Annotated in this window: 13 protein-coding genes; 2 read left to right on the forward strand and 11 right to left on the reverse strand. The window is 73.9% G+C overall.

What is annotated here, in order from left to right; genetic code table 11:
* Position 1 precedes the first annotated feature (1 nt).
* Positions 2-2,164 carry a SpoIIE family protein phosphatase gene (locus AAC134_RS03225; RefSeq protein ID WP_339947605.1) on the forward strand — a complete coding sequence of 721 codons (2,163 nt, stop codon included), beginning with the start codon at positions 2-4 and terminating at the stop codon, positions 2,162-2,164.
* 297 nt (positions 2,165-2,461) lie between these two features.
* Here AAC134_RS03225 and AAC134_RS03230 read toward each other — a convergent pair whose 3' ends face one another.
* The 7 genes from AAC134_RS03230 to AAC134_RS03260 all read right to left on the reverse strand — a co-directional run bounded on the left by AAC134_RS03230 (position 2,462) and on the right by AAC134_RS03260 (position 11,315).
* The gene (locus AAC134_RS03230) at positions 2,462-3,295 is read right to left on the reverse strand and encodes an enoyl-CoA hydratase-related protein (protein WP_339947606.1); all 834 of its coding nucleotides are present in this window, start codon (positions 3,293-3,295) and stop codon (positions 2,462-2,464) included.
* Positions 3,296-3,465: 170 nt separating this feature from the next.
* Positions 3,466-4,317, reverse strand: coding sequence for an enoyl-CoA hydratase (locus AAC134_RS03235; RefSeq protein ID WP_339947607.1), 852 nt, complete (start codon positions 4,315-4,317; stop codon positions 3,466-3,468).
* An 86-nt stretch (positions 4,318-4,403) separates the two neighbouring features.
* A complete protein-coding gene (locus tag AAC134_RS03240; RefSeq protein WP_339947608.1) occupies positions 4,404-5,576 on the reverse strand; it encodes an acyl-CoA dehydrogenase in 1,173 nt (390 codons plus the stop codon).
* 11 nt (positions 5,577-5,587) lie between these two features.
* Positions 5,588-6,811 carry an acyl-CoA dehydrogenase family protein gene (locus tag AAC134_RS03245; RefSeq protein WP_339947609.1) on the reverse strand — a complete coding sequence of 408 codons (1,224 nt, stop codon included), beginning with the start codon at positions 6,809-6,811 and terminating at the stop codon, positions 5,588-5,590.
* Between the two features lie 612 nt (positions 6,812-7,423).
* Positions 7,424-8,716: an FAD-binding oxidoreductase gene (locus AAC134_RS03250; protein ID WP_339947610.1), complete on the reverse strand. Its 1,293-nt coding sequence runs from the start codon at positions 8,714-8,716 to the stop codon at positions 7,424-7,426.
* A gap of 14 nt (positions 8,717-8,730) precedes the next feature.
* On the reverse strand, positions 8,731-9,873 hold the full coding sequence (locus AAC134_RS03255; protein ID WP_339947611.1) for an FAD-binding oxidoreductase: 1,143 nt from the start codon (positions 9,871-9,873) through the stop codon (positions 8,731-8,733).
* Between the two features lie 740 nt (positions 9,874-10,613).
* Positions 10,614-11,315 (reverse strand): glutathione binding-like protein, encoded by a 702-nt coding sequence (locus AAC134_RS03260; protein WP_339947612.1) that lies wholly within the window; start codon positions 11,313-11,315, stop codon positions 10,614-10,616.
* Positions 11,316-11,521: 206 nt separating this feature from the next.
* On the opposite strand from AAC134_RS03260, the gene mscL reads away from it, so the two are divergent.
* A complete protein-coding gene (gene mscL, locus AAC134_RS03265; RefSeq protein WP_339947613.1) occupies positions 11,522-11,962 on the forward strand; it encodes a large conductance mechanosensitive channel protein MscL in 441 nt (146 codons plus the stop codon).
* An 89-nt stretch (positions 11,963-12,051) separates the two neighbouring features.
* Here mscL and AAC134_RS03270 read toward each other — a convergent pair whose 3' ends face one another.
* From AAC134_RS03270 to AAC134_RS03285, 4 genes are read right to left on the reverse strand one after another with little or no spacing between them, the layout of a single operon-like run.
* Positions 12,052-12,942: a CoA ester lyase gene (locus AAC134_RS03270; protein WP_339947699.1), complete on the reverse strand. Its 891-nt coding sequence runs from the start codon at positions 12,940-12,942 to the stop codon at positions 12,052-12,054.
* Positions 12,943-12,951: 9 nt separating this feature from the next.
* Complete coding sequence (locus tag AAC134_RS03275) at positions 12,952-13,422, reverse strand: MaoC family dehydratase (protein ID WP_339947614.1); 471 nt, start codon at positions 13,420-13,422, stop codon at positions 12,952-12,954.
* Between the two features lie 12 nt (positions 13,423-13,434).
* Complete coding sequence (locus AAC134_RS03280; protein ID WP_339947615.1) at positions 13,435-13,767, reverse strand: hypothetical protein; 333 nt, start codon at positions 13,765-13,767, stop codon at positions 13,435-13,437.
* Positions 13,764-15,146 (reverse strand): acyclic terpene utilization AtuA family protein, encoded by a 1,383-nt coding sequence (locus AAC134_RS03285; protein WP_339947616.1) that lies wholly within the window; start codon positions 15,144-15,146, stop codon positions 13,764-13,766. The genes AAC134_RS03280 and AAC134_RS03285 overlap by 4 nt, the downstream gene beginning before the upstream one ends.
* Positions 15,147-15,437: the final 291 nt, after the last annotated feature.

A 15,437-nucleotide genomic window follows, 5' to 3' on the forward strand; every position in this document is an offset into this window, starting at 1 on the left:
CGTGCTCCTCTCGACGCGCATCGCCATCATCGTCAGCCTGGCCTTCGCGCTCGCCTTCGGCTCGCTGGTCGCCATCGGCCTGCAGCGCGAGGCGCTGGCCGTGCGCCCGCACACCGACGTCGCCATCGCCGGCGAGGCCGCCCTGTGGCGCAAGATCGTCGAGCTCGAGACCCTGCGCCTGGCCGAGATCCGCGATGCGCTGGCCTCCGATCCCGTCTTCGTCGAGGCCGCCGAGGCCGCCGACCTGCCGCGCCTGCGCCGCCTTGGAACCGTGCTGCTGCGCGCCCGGCTGATGGCCGACGAGGTCTCGGACCTGCAGATCCTCGACCCCCAGGGGCGGGTGATCTACGCCTCGGCCGCCTCGGCCGAGCCGCCGCCGCTGCTGGATGTGGCGACGGTGGGTGCGGTGCTCGACGGGCCGCCCATCGGGGGGGTGCGGCAGGTGGCGCCGGGGGCGTTCCGGGTGGTCTCGGCCGCGCGCTTCGGGGACTGGGGCGGCGGGGCCACGGTGATCGCGGTGGGGGTCAACGCGGCCCGGCCGCTGGACGAATTCGCGCAGACGATGCAGGCCGAGGCCTATCTCCTCTCGACCCGCGGCCGGCTGGTCGAGGGCACCGACCCCCGCCTTTGGCGCGATCTGGCCATCGAGCTGCCCCAGCGGGTCGGCGTGGTCCGCCAGGCGCCGCTGGAGGATCGGCTGTTCTCGGTCACCGCGATCCCGATCGCCGACATCTCGGCGGGCTCGGCGGGGCTGCTGGTGGCGGTGCAGGACGCCACCGCCAGCCTGCGCGCGCTCGAGCGGCTGACGGCCGCGACCGTGGCGGTGATGATCGCCGTGGCGCTGCTGACGGTAGGAGGTCTGTGGCTGTACCTGCGGGTCAGCTTTGCGCCGCTGCAGCGCGCGGTGGGCACGCTGGGCGCGCTCGCCCGCGGGGACATGAGCGCCCGCCTGCCGCCGGGCGGCGACGACGAGATCGGCCAGATCGCCTCGGCCGTGGCCCGCCTGCGCCGCAGCCTGCGCGCGCTCGACGACGCGCGCCGCCAGCGGGAACTCCAGCGCCGCCGGCAGGAGCGGTTCGTGCGCCGCCAGATGGAGGCCCTGGCCGAGACCCTGGAGCCCGGCGCCCGCGAGGAGGTTCTCGCCGACCTCCGCCGCATCGTCGCGGCCACCCGCGGCGCGGCCCGAGGCGCGCCCGATGCGGCCCCCGAAGAGGCCCTTCAGGCGGCCCCGGCCGCTGCGGGGTCCGCGGGCGCGGCCGAGGCCGCCCCACCCGCGGACCCCGTCGCCCGGCTGATCCGCGAGGACGACCAGCTCGGCCCCATCGCCGCGGTCCTCCAGCAGATGTCGGGCCGGGTGGTGGACCAGCACCGGCGGCTGTCGGAGCTGATCGCCCGCCTGCGCGAGGCGCTGGTGCGCGAGACGCGGCTCGCCTCCCTCCAGCAGGAGCTGGCCATCGCGCGGGAGCTGCAGCATTCGGTCCTGCCCGCCGACATGGCCCACCGGCCGGGCTACGCGGTGAAGGGGGTCATGGAATCGGCCCAGGAGGTCGGCGGCGATTTCTATGACTTCTTCGAGCGGCCCGACGGGCGGCTGGTGTTCGTGATCGCCGACGTCTCGGGCAAGGGCGTGCCGGCGGCGTTCTTCATGGCGATCTCGCGGACCCTTCTGAAGGCCATCGCGCTGTTCGAGCCGGACCCGGCGCAATGCGTCCGCCAGCTCAACGACCTGCTGGCCGTCGACAACGACCGGATGATGTTCGTCACCCTGCTGTTCGGCATCTTCGACCCCGCCACCGGGCGCGCCGAGATCGTCAACGCTGGCCACCTGCCGCCGGTGCGCCTCGCGCCGGGCGGCGGCGCGTTCCTGGTGCCCTCGACCGGCGACATGGCCGTGGCGGTGGCCGACGGGCTCGAGTTCACCACCCTCGCCCTCGACCTGGCGCCGGGGGAGAGCCTGGTCCTCTACACCGACGGGGTCACCGAGGCCTTCAACGCCGCCGGCGACCAGTTCGGGGAGGAGCGGATGCTCGAACGTCTGGCGCCCCTGGGCGGAGCCGGTCCGGAGACGGTGGCCGAGGCGATGCTCGAGACGGTGAAGACCTTCGAGACGGGCGTGGAGCAGTCGGACGACATCACCCTGCTGATCGTGCGCAGGGCAGGGTGAGGAGGCGCCCTGCGGGCGGGCTTGCGGCGTGGCGGGCGGGACGCCCGAGACGCGCAGGCCGCTTCAAGACTCACCCAAGAACAGGGCCGCGCCTGTCCTCCGGATCCGCCCGTCGCTTCTGATGCCTGAGCGACTCGCCCGGAGCGGTCAAGGACAAGCCGCCTGCGGCGGTCGCTGCGCGATCCTGGACCGCTCCGGGCGAGTCGCTCTGATCGGCATCAGCGACGGACGGCTCCGGAGAACAGGCGCTCCGCGAGGGGGGGCCGCCGCGCGCCAGGGCGCCTGGAGGGGGCGGGGTCAGGGCTTGTCGTCGAAGGGCTTGTCACGCTCGCGCACCAGGCCTGCGACCGAGGCGCCGTCGCGGCGGAAACGCGAGAGGTAGGCGCGGCTGGTGTCCGACGAGAAGGCCAGCGCCTGGATCTCGGTTCCCGCGCGCAGACCGGCGCGGATGCCCATCGCCTCCATCTGCCGGTGCACCGCGCGCTTGTTGAACGCCTGCACGTCGGAGGGAACCAGCGCCACGCGCTCGGCAAAGGCCAGGGTGGCGTCTTCGAGCGCGTCGAGGGGGAAGGCGCGGGTGGCGTAGCCGTCGGCGACGGCCTCGAGCCCGGTGATCGAGTCGCCGGTCAGATACATCTCCATCGCCCGCCGCATGCCGTGCAGCCAGGGGTGGAACTGCATGTCGGGCGGGGACATCAGGCGGGTCGGCGGGTAGCCGATGGCCGCGTCCTGCGCCACGTAGACCACGTCGCAGGCGGCCGCGAGCTCCGAGCCGCCGGCCAGGCAGTGGCCGTGGACCTGGGCGATCACGGGCTTGGCGAGGTCCCAGACGCGGAACCAGCCCTCGACCACGTGGCGGGCCCAGTCGGCGCCGCTGCGGGCGGTGTGGTAGGGGCGGTCTTGCGTGTTGTCGGCCGAGAGGTCGTAGCCGGCCGAGAAGCTGGGTCCGGCGCCGCGGATCACGGTGACGTGGATCTCGGGGTCGAGGTCGGCGGCCTCCAGCTCGGCGAAGATCCGGCCGCGGAGTTCGTTGGACAGCGCGTTGCGCTTCTCGGGACGGTTCAGGGTCAGGCGGCGGACCTTGGGGCGGGGCGTGTCGACCAGCAGCACGTCGGGACCGGTGAGGGGCATGGGAGGGCCTTTCGGAACGGGGAGGGCGCCCCGGGCCTGACCCGGGGCCTCGCGCAGCGGGTGGGAAGAGGCCCCGGGTCAAGCCCGGGGCGCCGCGTGTGTGGCGTCGGGCCCCCCTCGCAGAGGGCGCGGGCCACCGACGCGGACGCCGTCGGGGGCGTCTCGGGGCGCTACTTCGCCTTCGCCTCGCGCCGGATGATCTCGGCGCCCTTCGGGTCCACCAGCATGCCGTGGACGATCTCGTTATGGGCGTGGCCCATCTGGTGAAGGCTCATCGCCGCCGCCTGCACGGTCTGGAAGCCCTGCGCGTCCTGCGCCTGGTTCACCGCCTGCTTGGCGAGCCGCAGGCCGAAGGCGGGGCGCTGGGCGATGCGCGAGGCCAGCGCCAGGGTCTCGGCGGCGAGGTCCGCGCGCGGGACCACGCGGTTGACGAACCCCATCTTCTCGGCCTGCGCGGCCGAGAAGGGAGCGCCGGTGAACAGCAGCTCCTTGGCCTTGCGGATGCCGAAATCCCAAGGGTGGGAGAACCACTCCACCCCGTTCACCCCGAAGGCGACGGTGGGGTCGGAGAACTGGGCGTCCTCGGAGGCCACCACCAGGTCGCAGACCGCGACCAGCATCAGGCCGCCGGCGATCGCCTTGCCTTGGACCTGGGCGATGGTGGGTTTCGGAAGGTCCCGCCAGCGGCGGCAGAAGCCGAGGTAGATCTCTTCCTCGCGCGCCTGGCGGCCGGCGACGCCGGGCTCCTCGGCCGCGGCTCCGCCCCAGGAGGTGACAGGGGTGAACCGGGTCATGTCCCGCGCGCCGCTGAGGTCGTGGCCCGAGGAGAAATGCGGGCCGTCGCCCGCCAGGATGATCACCTTGACGGCCGTGTCATGCGCCGCCCGGTCGAAGGCCGCGTCGAGCTCGTAGAGCAGCGCCTCGTTCTGGGCGTTGCGCATCTCCGGGCGGGCGAGGGTTATGCGGGCGACGCCCTCGGCGGGGGTCTCGCAGCGGATCGTCTCGTAGGCGGGATCGGTCATGGGGGGCGTTCCGGGGCTGGCAGGGGAGGGCCCGGGCCGCCGAGGGGGCGGCGGCCCGGACATCCGGCGCGGCGGGCGCGCGGGGCTCAGCCCGCCGCGAGGCCCGAGGCGAGCGCGGCCGAGGCCGGAGCCGCGGCGCCCGCCTCGATCAACCGGCGCAGGTGCCACTCGCCGTCGCCGAACTGGGCCTCGGTCACCGAGAGGCGCTTGTAGAAGTGGCTCGCGGCCAGCTCGTCGGTCATGCCCATGCCGCCGTGGAGCTGCACCGCCTGGCCGCCGATGAAGCGCGAGGCGCGGGCGCACTGCACCTTGGCGCGGGCCACCGCGAGGGCCGCGTCGGCCCGGCCCTCGTCCACCGCGGTGAGGGCGGCGTGGACGGCGGCGCGGGTCTCCTCGCACAGGATGTTCATGTCGACGAGCCGGTGCTGGATCACCTGGAACTCCGACAGCGCACGGCCGAACTGCTTGCGCTGCTTGAGGTAATCGAGCGTGGTCGCGGTCGCGGCATGCATGGCGCCCACGGCCTCGGCGCAGGCGGCCAGCGTGCCGCGGTCGAGCAGGGCGTCGATGGCCGAGAGCCGGTCGGTCTCGGCCCCGCCCAGCAGGGCGTCGGCGGGGAGCGAGACGCCCGCGAAGCGCGCGGCCGCGCCCCGGCGCCCGTCCATGGCGGGCGAGACGTTGAGCGACACGCCCTCCGCCTTGCCCGGAACCAGGAACAGGCCGACCGGGCCCGAGGCGTCGCCGATGCGGGCCGAGACCACCAGCGTGTCGGCCGCGTGGGCCCCGATGGCGAAGGTCTTGGCGCCGTCCAGCGTGAAGCCGTCGCCCGAGCGGGTCGCCACCGCCTCGACATGGTCGCGCGCGAAGCCCGAGGCGGGCTCGGCGTGAAGGAGGGCCATCAGGCAGGCGCCCTCCGCCACCTTGCCGAGGATCTCCTGCTGCGCGGGGGCGCCGAACTGGGCCACTGCGCCGGCGCCCAGCACGAGGGTGGGCAGCAGGGGCTCGACGGCCAGGTGCTTGCCGGCGGTCGAGAGCAGGATCGCGAGTTCCGTCAGCCCGCCGTCGGAGCCGCCGGCGGCCTCGGGCAGGGCGAGGCCGAGCCAGCCCATCTCGGCGTAGGTCTTCCATTCCTCGCGGCCGAAGCCGTCCTCGGTGTCGCGGGTCAGTTTCTTGGAGTGCTCGGGGCCGTAGCGGTCGGCGAACCAGGCCTCGGCGGACTCGGACAGGAGCTGACGCTCCTCGGTGGAGAATGCGGTCATGGTCCCCTCCCTCAGAGCCCCAGGGCGCCCTTGGCGATGATGTTGCGTTGAATTTCCGAGCTGCCGCCGTAGATCGTGGCGGCGCGGCGGTGCAGATGCTCGGCGAGGATCCCGGCCATCTCGGCGGGGCCCATGAGTTCTCCGTTCCAGCCGGCCATCAGGGCGTCGGCCTGGTAGGCGAGGCCGTGGCGGGCCAGCGCGTCGGTCATGCACTGCAGGATCGCCTGCTGAAGCTCCGAGCCGCGGATCTTGAGGGCGGCGGCGCCGATCAGGCTGGGCTGGTCGGCGGCGGACTGGTGGGCGGCGTGCTGGTCGGCGACCAGCGCCTCGAGGGTCGCGAACTGCACCTCCAGCTCGGCCACGCGGCGCTGGAACTCAGGGCTCTGCGAAAGGGGTTTGCCCCCCTCCATCGTCTGGGCGAGCACGCCCTTGAGCTGGTCGAGGTAGCGGACCATCGAGCCGAGCTCGGCCACGCCCACCCGCTCGTTCGCGAGCAGGAACTTGGCGTAGTCCCAGCCCTTGTTCTCCTCGCCGATCAGGTTCTCGGCCGGGACGCGGACGTCGTCGAAGAAGACCTCGTTGACGTGGTGGCCCATGTCCAGCGTGATGATCGGGCGCACGGTGATGCCCGGCGTCTTCATGTCGATCAGAAGGAAGGAGATGCCCTTCTGGGGCTTGGCGTCCGGGTCGGTGCGCACCAGGCAGAAGCACCAGTCGGCCCAGTGGGCCAGCGTCGTCCAGATCTTCTGGCCGGTGACGCGGTAGTGCGCACCGTCGTCGTCCACGCCTTTCACCGCGCGGGTGCGCAGGCTGGCGAGGTCAGAGCCCGAGCCCGGCTCGGAATAGCCCTGGCACCACCAGGTGGTGTTCTTGAGGATGCCGGGCAGGTGCCGGGCCTTCTGCTCGGGCGTGCCGAAGGTGTAGATCACCGGGCCGACCATGGTCACGCCGAAGGGGATCAGCCAGGGGGCGCCGGCGCGGCCGGTCTCCTCGCGGAAGATCGCGGCCTCCTCGGCCGACCAGCCCTGGCCGCCGGCTTCCCTGGGCCAGTTGCCGCCGAGCCAGCCCTTCTCGCCAAGCGCCTGGAGCCAGGCGTTGTACTCCTCCTTGGTGAGGTGCTGGCCGAGGTCGAGCTTGCGGCGCAGGTCGGGGCCGATGTTGGCCGCGCAGAAATCGCGAACCTCCTGCCGGAAGGACTCCAGCGAGGGGTCGCGGGCGAGGGCGTTGATGAACATGAGCCTCCTCCCGTGGGGCTGTGGCGTGCGTCCCGGCTTCTGGGTCCGTGGATCGACCGCGGCGCGCGGGGGGATTCGACCCCGGCGCGGATTCTGACTGGCCAACCGGTTAAATCGGGACGCCGCCGCAGGCAAGGTTTCGATGCGGCCGGGTGGGGCGGCGGCGGGGCGCCCTGCGGGCGGAGGCGCCGCGTCGGGCGGGTCGTCTGAGGCGCGGTTGCGTGCGCGGCGCGCGGCGGGCGTTGGCGCCTGGGGCAGGCTTGCGAGGGCGCGAGGGGGCGGTCAGGCGCCGCGCCGCGGCGAGCGGGGGAAGCGCCGCGTCGGGCCGCGCGCCTGTGCGGCGGTCCCGCCCGCGGCGCGTTGCAGGCGGGAGCGTGGGTGGCCAGGGCGCCCCTGGCTGGCGGGGCGCGGGAGGTCCCGACGACAGGTCCTGGGGGAGCTCGGGACGGCCCGGACCGCCGGGGCCGGTCCAGGCGCACCCTGCGGCGATCGCGCACCGCCCGCCGCGGGGCGCCTGGCAACAGGCGCGGAGGCCAGCCCGGCGCCGCGCGCGAGACCGCGGGGCCGGCGTTCCGGCCGACGCGGCGCCTCCTTTGCCGGCGGCGGGCGCCCTCAGATGCCCAGGCGGTCCATCAGCTTGTACTTCTGGATCGTCGCCCAGATGCCGAGGCCGCGCAGGCCGTGGAACGGGATCGGGGCGAGCGGAGTCACCGGCGCGTCCAGCGCCTCGGCCGGCCGGCCCGCCGCCCACTCGCCCAGCACCCGCCCCATGGCCACCGTCAGCGCCACGCCGCGGCCGTTGAACCCGCCCGAACTCAGCACATTGGGCGCCAGAAGATGCAGGTGGGGGAAGTGATCCACCGTCATCGCCACGCTGCCGCCCCAGGCGTAGGGCCAGTCGAAGTCGGCAAGGTCGGGAATCATCCGCCGCGCGATCCGCCGCAGCGCCTCCTGGTCCGCGGGAACCCGCCCGTCGTTGAAGCCGCTGCGCCCGCCGATCACGAAGCGTCCCTCGGGCGACATCCGGAAATAGGTGGTCAGCCGCTGGGTGTCCGAGCCGTGGTGCCCTTCCGGCATCAGCGTGTCGCGCAGGTTTCGCGGCAGCACCTCGGTCGCCACCTGCACCGAGCGCACGGGAACCACCGAGCGCCGCAGCCGGTCGTGCACCCCGTCCCCGTAGCCGTTCAGGCAGACCACCGCCCTGCGCGCCGTGACTGCGCCGGCGGCAGTGCGCACGGTCACCCGCTCGGGCCCCGGCTCGATCGCGCTGGCGCGGCTGCGGGCGTGGATGCGGGCGCCGGCGGCCTCGGCCGCGGCGGCGAGACCGAGCGCCAGCTTCAGGGGCTGCACCGTGCCGCCCGCCTCGTGCACCGCGCCGCCGACATAGTGGTCGAAGCCCAGCAGGCCCGCGATCTCCTCGCGGTCCAGGGCGCGCACGGGGCGGTCGAGCGCCTGCCACTGGCGCGCCCGTTCGCGCAGAGGCCCCATGCCGGCCTCGCTCACCGCGGTCTGCACGAAGCCGCCGCGCCGGGCGTCGCAGTCGATCCCCAGACGCTCGGCCAGCGCGAAGAGGTAATCCGCGTCATCGCCGGCCAGCCGCAGGAAGCGCCCGCCCAGGTCCTCGCCAAAGCGCGCCGCCACCGCCTCGGGGTCCTCCTTCAGCCCCGGGTTCACCTGCCCGCCGTTGCGCCCCGAGGCGCCCCAGCCCGGGGTCATCGCCTCGAGCACCGTCACCGAGAGCCCCGCCTCGGCCGCATGCAGCGCCGCCGAGAGGCCCGAGAACCCGCCCCCCACCACCACGAGATCCGCCTCGACCTCGCCCTCAAGCGCCGGCCGCTCCGGCGGCGGGGGGGCGGTCGCGGTCCACAGCGAGTTGGCGATGACCGAGGCTTCGTCGTGGATCATGGGGCCACCGCGGGTCATGAGAAACGGGCGGGCGAGAGGGCCGAGACCACCTCGGCCTCCATCGCGGGCGCGCCGCCGGTCAGCAGCGCCCCGGCGAGCGCCGAGAGCGCGGGCGAGGTCTGGATCCCATGCCCCCCCTGGCCCGCCAGCCAGAAGAACCCCGGCGTCTCGGGCGCAAAGCCCACCACCGGCGTCCCGTCGGGGGCGAAGCTGCGCAGGCCGGCCCAGGCGCGTTCGACCCGGGTCACCTCATAGTCCATCGCCTGGGCGAACCGGTCCAGCCCCTCGGCCAGCACCATGTCGTCGGGCCAGGCGTCCATCGGGGCCACCGGGTCCTCGTCGGCGGGCGAGACCATCAGCGCGCCCGATTGCGGCTTGGCGTACCAGTCGAAGGCGACCGGATCGATCAGCGGCCAGACCGAGGCGTCGATCCCCGCCGGCAACGGCAGCATCGCGGCCGAGCGGCGCTTGGGCACGATCCCCAGCGGCGCGGCCCCGGCCATCGCGGCGACCTCGTCGGCCCAGGCGCCGGCGGCGTTGACCAGCACCGGCGCCTCGAAGACGCCGGCGGGGGTCTCGACCCGCCAGGCCTCGCCGACCCGCGCGATGCGCCCGACCTGAGCGTTGCGGGCGATGCGCCCGACTCGGGCGTTGACCGCGATCCGCCCGCCATCCCGGCGCAGCATCTTCGCAAACCCCTGGAAGAGGCGGTCGACGTCGATGTCCGCGGCCTCGGGCTCGAGGCTGGCCGCAACGATGCGGCCCTTCCTGAGGAGGGGGAACAGGGCCTCGGCCTGCGGGCCGGTCAGCCGCTCGAGCCCCTTGGATTCGGCGAACGAGGCCTCCAGCCCCTCCATCTCGGCCTCGGTGGCGACCGTCAGCACGCCGCGGCGCGAGAGCAGGGCGCCGGCGATGGCGCCGCCCGAGAACGCCTCGGGGTCCATGAAGGCCGGGTGGGCCGCGTCGCTGACCGCGCGCAGGACAGGGCCGCCGTAGTTGCGGATGTAGATCGCGGCGGAGCGGCCGGTGGTGTGGTAGGCCGGCGTCGGCTCGGCCTCGAGCACGGTGACGGAGGCGCCGTGCGCGGCGGCCATGGCGCCGGCGCCGACGCCCGCGATGCCGGCGCCGATCACCAGGATGTCGGAGGTCTCGGTCATGGGGTCCTTTCAGGCCGGCCCCGCCGCCCGAGCGAGGCGGTCGAGGCCGGAGTCAGCGTCTCGATGCGCGCGGCGAGGCGCGGCTCGACAGGGGCCGCGGAGGGCGGCTCCGATCGTCTCTGTGCGGGGCCGCCGCGCCCGAGGGGCCGCGCTCCCCGCCTCGAGGCAGGCGGGGCGGCTCGGGAGTCGGGCGCCGCGTTTGCCCTAGATGGCGCTGACGGCGGCCTGCAGTCCGCCGGCGCTCCGGAAGGGCGTTGGATGGGCGGTCGTTCCCCGGAGGTTCGGGTCGCGGCGGCAGGCATGACGGCTCCGGCAGGGCCTCGGGGTGGCGGGGAGTCAGTCGTCCACGCCAGGGGGCCGCGCGTCAACGGCGACGCCGCAGCGCAGGGGCGATGGGGCAGCGCAGGGTGACGGGATCGCACCGCCGGGCGCGGCGCGCGCCTTCGGAAAGGGTCGGCCTCGGTTGGGGACGTCGCCCGAGGCGCGGGTCCGGCGAGGACGCGGGGCGTGGGGCGCGGGCGGCCGCGCTTGGCGCCCCGCGCGCATCGCTGGGGGCGGGCCGTCCGCCTCGGGGGGCCGATCCGGGAAGCCCCTGCGCGCGGGGCGCCGCTCGCCCATCGATCTGCTGCCGGTCGGGGCCGTCGCAGCCCTTTCAACAAGCGGCCTGCAGGCGCCCTGCGGGCGGGCTTGGCTGCGTCGCGCCGGGGTGCGGGCGGAGATCCGCCCCCCGACCCTGTCGCTCAGTCCCGCGCGGGGATGGTCAGCGCCGCCTGGGAGGCGGGGCGCGCCATGCACCGGTCCAGCCAGGCGCCGACCGCGGGGAAGTCGTCGAGCCCCAGCCGCTCGCCCGCCTCGTAGAACCCGCCCAGCGTGCGCACCCAGGGCCAGGTCGCGATGTCGGCGATCGTGTAGTCCGCCCCCATGACGAACTCGCGCGAGGCCAGACGCCCCTCGAGCACGCTCAGCAGGCGGCGGCTCTCGTCGGCGTAGCGGGTCTCGGGGTAGGGGTCCTGGACTTTGTCGGCGGCGAACTTGAAGAAGTGCCCGAACTGGCCGAACATCGGTCCGAGACCCCCCATCTGGAACATCAGCCACTGCAGCGTCTCGTAGCGCGCGGCGGGCTCGCCGGGCAGGAATTTCCCGGTCTTCTCGGCGAGATACACCAGGATCGCGCCCGATTCCCACAGCGCCAGCGGCCCCTCGGGCCCGTCGGGATCGAGGATCGCGGGGATCTTGTTGTTGGGGTTCAGGGACAGGAACTCGGGGCTCATCTGGTCGTTTGCGCCGAAGTCGACGAGATGCGCCTCGTAGGGCAGGCCGGTCTCCTCGAGCATCGCGCCGACCTTGATGCCGTTGGGCGTGGGCAGCGAGTAGAGCTGCAGCCGCGAGGGATCGGCCGCGGGCCATTTCCGGGTGATCGGGAAAGCGGAGAGGTCGGCCATCGGGGCTGCCTTTCTGTGCGGGTCGGGCCTGGCCGCCGGGGCGGCCGCGAAGACGGGGGGGCCGGCCGCCGCCGGAGCGGGCGGGGCCCTCGCCCTCACCTGTGCGCCGCGGCGCGAAACGCAATCCCGGCGTCAGAAACGAATTGTCCGCGCGCCCGGCCCGGCATAGGTCTCGGCGAAACGACACCGGGCAGGAGGTCCCAATCGTGCTGAAGGAATTCAAGGAATTCGCCGTAAAGGGCAACGTGGTCGACATGGGCGTGGGCATCGTCATCGGCGCCGCCTTCACCACCATCGTCAAGAGCTTCGTGGACGACATCGTCAACCCGGTGCTGGGCCTGTTCACCGGCGGCATCGACTTCGCGGGCCTCTATGTGAACCTCTCGGGCCAGGCGGTCGCCTCGGCGGCCGAGGCCAAGGAGCAGGGCCTCGCGGTGATCACCTACGGCGTCTTCGTGAACGCCTGCATCAGCTTCCTGATCGTGGCCTGGGCGCTGTTCTTCGTGGTGCGCGCGATCAACCGCCTCAAGACCCAGCTCGAGCCGCCGACCGCCGCCACCACCCCCCCGGGCGAGCCCGAGCCGCCGGCGGACGTGAAGCTGCTGTCCGAGATCCGCGACCTGCTCAAGGAGCGCCCCGCGGTCTGAACTCCGCGCGGCGCATTGAAATGCGCCCTACGGGGGGCCGCCGGCCGTGGCGAGGGGCGGCCGCGGCGTGCGGCCGACCCTGACCCGGCTCAGCCGCGGGCCTGGATCGTCTCGTGCAGCGCCAGCACGTGGCGGGCCTGGCGCAGGTGGGGGATGTCGATCATCTTGCCGTCGAGCCCCACGGTTCCCACGCCCGGATTGGCCTCGAACGCCGCCACCACCCGGCGGGCGTGGGCGACCGAGGCCTCCGAAGGCGCGAAGGCCCGGTTGATCGGCGCCACCTGCGCGGGGTGGATGGCGAGGCGTCCCAGGAACCCCTCGGTCGCCGCCTCCTCGGAGGCCGCCAGCAGCCCCGCCTCGTCGCGGAAATCCGCGTGCAGCGTGTCGATCGGCGCCACGCCGGCCGCCTTCGCGGCCAGCAGCAGGTTGGCGCGCGCGATGCGGTAGACCAGCGCCCAGCGCCCGTCCGGGCTGCGGTTGGTCGAGGCGCCGAGCGCGGCCGACAGGTCCTCGGCCCCCCAGGTCAGGGCGATGACGCGGGGCAGGCTGACCTCGGTGAAGGTGATCAGGCGCAGGGCGGCCTCGGGCGTCTCGGTCATCACCGGGATGATCCGGGTCGAGCCCGCCTCGAGCCCGTGGGCCGCCTCGAACGCATCCAGCCAGCGGCCGAGATGCACCAGGTCCTGCGCATCGCGGGCCTTGGGCAGCATGATCCCGTCGGGGGCCGCGGGCATCACCGCGGCCAGATCCTCCAGCGCCCCCTCGTCCAGCGCGTTGACCCGCACATAGAGCAGCGGGGCGCGCCCCTGCCGCGGCCGCGCGTCCAGATGCGCGCGGGTCAGGCGGCGCCCCTCGGCCTTGCGCTCGGGCGCGACCGAGTCCTCGAGGTCCAGGATCAGCGCGTCGGCCCCGGTGGCGTCGGCCTTGGCCAGCTTCTTCTCGCTGTCGCCGGGAATGAACAGCCAGCTGCGCGGGATCATCTCCACCGCTCAGGCCTCCATCTTCGCGACGGGACGCTTGTGCTGCAGGCCCGAGCGCTTGCAGATTCCCACCAGCTCGCCCTTCTGGTTGTAGGCGCGATGCTCGAAGGTGACGATGCCCTGGGTGGGGCGCGACTTGCTTTCGCGCAGCTCCAGCACCTCGGTCTGCACGCGCACCGTGTCGCCGTGAAACAGGGGCTTGGGGAAGCGCACCTCGTCCCAGCCGAGGTTCGCGACCGCGGTCCCCAGCGTGGTGTCGTTGACCGAGATCCCCACCATCAGGCTGAGCGTGAAGCAGGAGTTCACGATCCGCTGGCCGAACTCGGTCTCGGTCCGGCAGTATTCCTCGTCCAGGTGCAGCAGCGCCGGGTTGTGGGTCATCGTCGTGAACAGGACGTTGTCCGTCTCGGTGATCGTGCGGCGGATCGGGTGGTCGAAGACCTGTCCCACCTTGAGCTCGTCGAACCAGACGCCGGGCATGGCGCTTTCCTCCTAGTTGGTTTCCGGGTGGCGGGGCAGGTCGATCTCCAGCTCCAGCAGCAGGAACGAGAACGACTTGCCGTGGGCGTCGAGGTTCAGCGAGGCGTTGACGCCCCCCTCCAGCCCGCGCTCGATGACATAGTTCAGGACATGCAGGTGCGGGATCTCGTAGCGCCGGACGGGGCCGCGGAAGAGCCGCGGAAACGCCTCCGTCAGCCGCTCCGGCGGGACCTGCGCGCGGGCCGCCTCGAAGACGGCCGCGTCGTCGCAGAACAGGGCGATCGAGGAGACGTCCCCCTTGTCCCCCGCCCGCGCCGAGGCGACCTGGTGCAGCCGGACCCTCATGCCACGATCATCCGGATCGAGGGGCGCGCCAGCTCCCGCGGCAGCAGGGCCGAGCGGGTGGCGACCGCCGGCGTCACCCGGCCCCTTGCGCCGCCGCCGCCGGCGGGGCCCGACAGCCACGCGCCCTCGACCTCCCGCGGCAGCGCCTCGGCGAGGTCGCGGTCGTGGGTGCGCAGGGCCATGCGCAGGCGCACCTCGGCGGGCTCGTAGGGCGGCGGCGCCTCGGGGTCGCGGGCGGAGCCGTGCAGCGCCGACAGCCCGATCAGGTCCGCCCGGATCGGCCCCTGGTGGCCATGGACCTCGCGCATCCGGGTCTCGATCACCTCGCCCGCCAGCTTCGCGCGGGCCAGCGCGTTGGGCCCGGCGTAGGAGATCTCGCCCTCCGACAGGAACCCGCCGTCAAAGCCGATCGTCACCTTCAGCGTCTCGGGCCGCGCCCGCCCGGAGCCGCCCGAGATCGCCACCCGGTCGCGGCCCGCCTCGGTCAGCTGCGCGCCCGAGAAATCGGCCGTCACGTCCGGGGTCAGATAGGCGGCGGGGTCGTGCACCTCATAGAGCATCTGCTCCAGAACCGTGCCCCGGCTGATCATCCCCCCGGTCCCGTCGAGCTTGCCGATCACGGCCGAGCCATCCTCCGCGACCTCGGCGAAGGGAAACCCGAGGAACGCCAGCCCCGGCACGTCCTTGCGCCCCGGGTCGGCGTAGTAGCCGCCGGTGACCTGGGTCGAGCACTCCAGCAGGTGCCCCACCAGCGTGCCGGCCCCCAGCCGCGCCCAGTCGTCCGCCGCCCAGCCGAAGGCGTGCGCCAGCGGCCCCACGGCCAGCGAGGGGTCGGCGCAGCGCCCGGTGATCACCACCTCCGCGCCCTCGGCCAGCGCCCGGGCGATGGGCTCGTGGCCCAGATAGGCGTTGGCGCCGGTCATCCGCAGGGGCACCTCGGCGAGCCGCCCCTCGCCGTCCATCAGCTCCAGGTCCGGGGTCATCAGGGCCGAGACGTCGTCCCCCTCGACCACCGCCACCCTCAGCCCCTGCAGGCCCAGCGCGCGCGCGACCTCGGCCACCGCCTCGCCGGCGGCGGCGGGATTGGCCGAGCCCATGTTGGAGACGACGCGCGTCCCCGCCTCCCGGCAGGGCCGCAGCACCGCCTCCATGCGCTTGCGCAGCCAGGGGTCGTAGCCGGCCTTCGGATCGGCCGCGCGCAGGGCGTGGGCGTTGGCCAGCGTCCGCTCCGCCAGGCATTCGAAGAACAGGAAGTCGAGGCCGCCCCGCTCGGCCAGATCGCGGGCCGGGTCGATGCGGTCGTTCGAGAAGCCGGCGCCGCAGCCGATGCGCACGCGCCGCCCGCCGGGCGCCGCCGGGGGCTGGATCGGATCGGCCATGTCTCCTCCCGCGTCTCTGTTTCCCCGATCGCTGACACGGACGCCGGCCCGCTGCAAGAAAAACGCCGCCCCGCCCCGCCCCACGGAGGCCGCCCGCCGCAGGGCGCCCCGGGCCCGACCCGGGGCCTCTCCCCCTCGCGCGCTACCGGCCCGGATCCCGCCCCCTCTGGAACCCTCTGTCTGCACCGATCCCGCGCCCCCCTTCCTCGCGCGCCGTCGACCTTTCCCCGCTCGGCACGTGAGCTTTCGAGTATCCGGTATGGCGTTTCGCCGCCCGACCGGCCTCCCGCT

The sequence above is a fragment of the uncultured Albimonas sp. genome (assembly GCF_963977235.1).
Taxonomy (GTDB): domain Bacteria; phylum Pseudomonadota; class Alphaproteobacteria; order Rhodobacterales; family Rhodobacteraceae; genus Albimonas.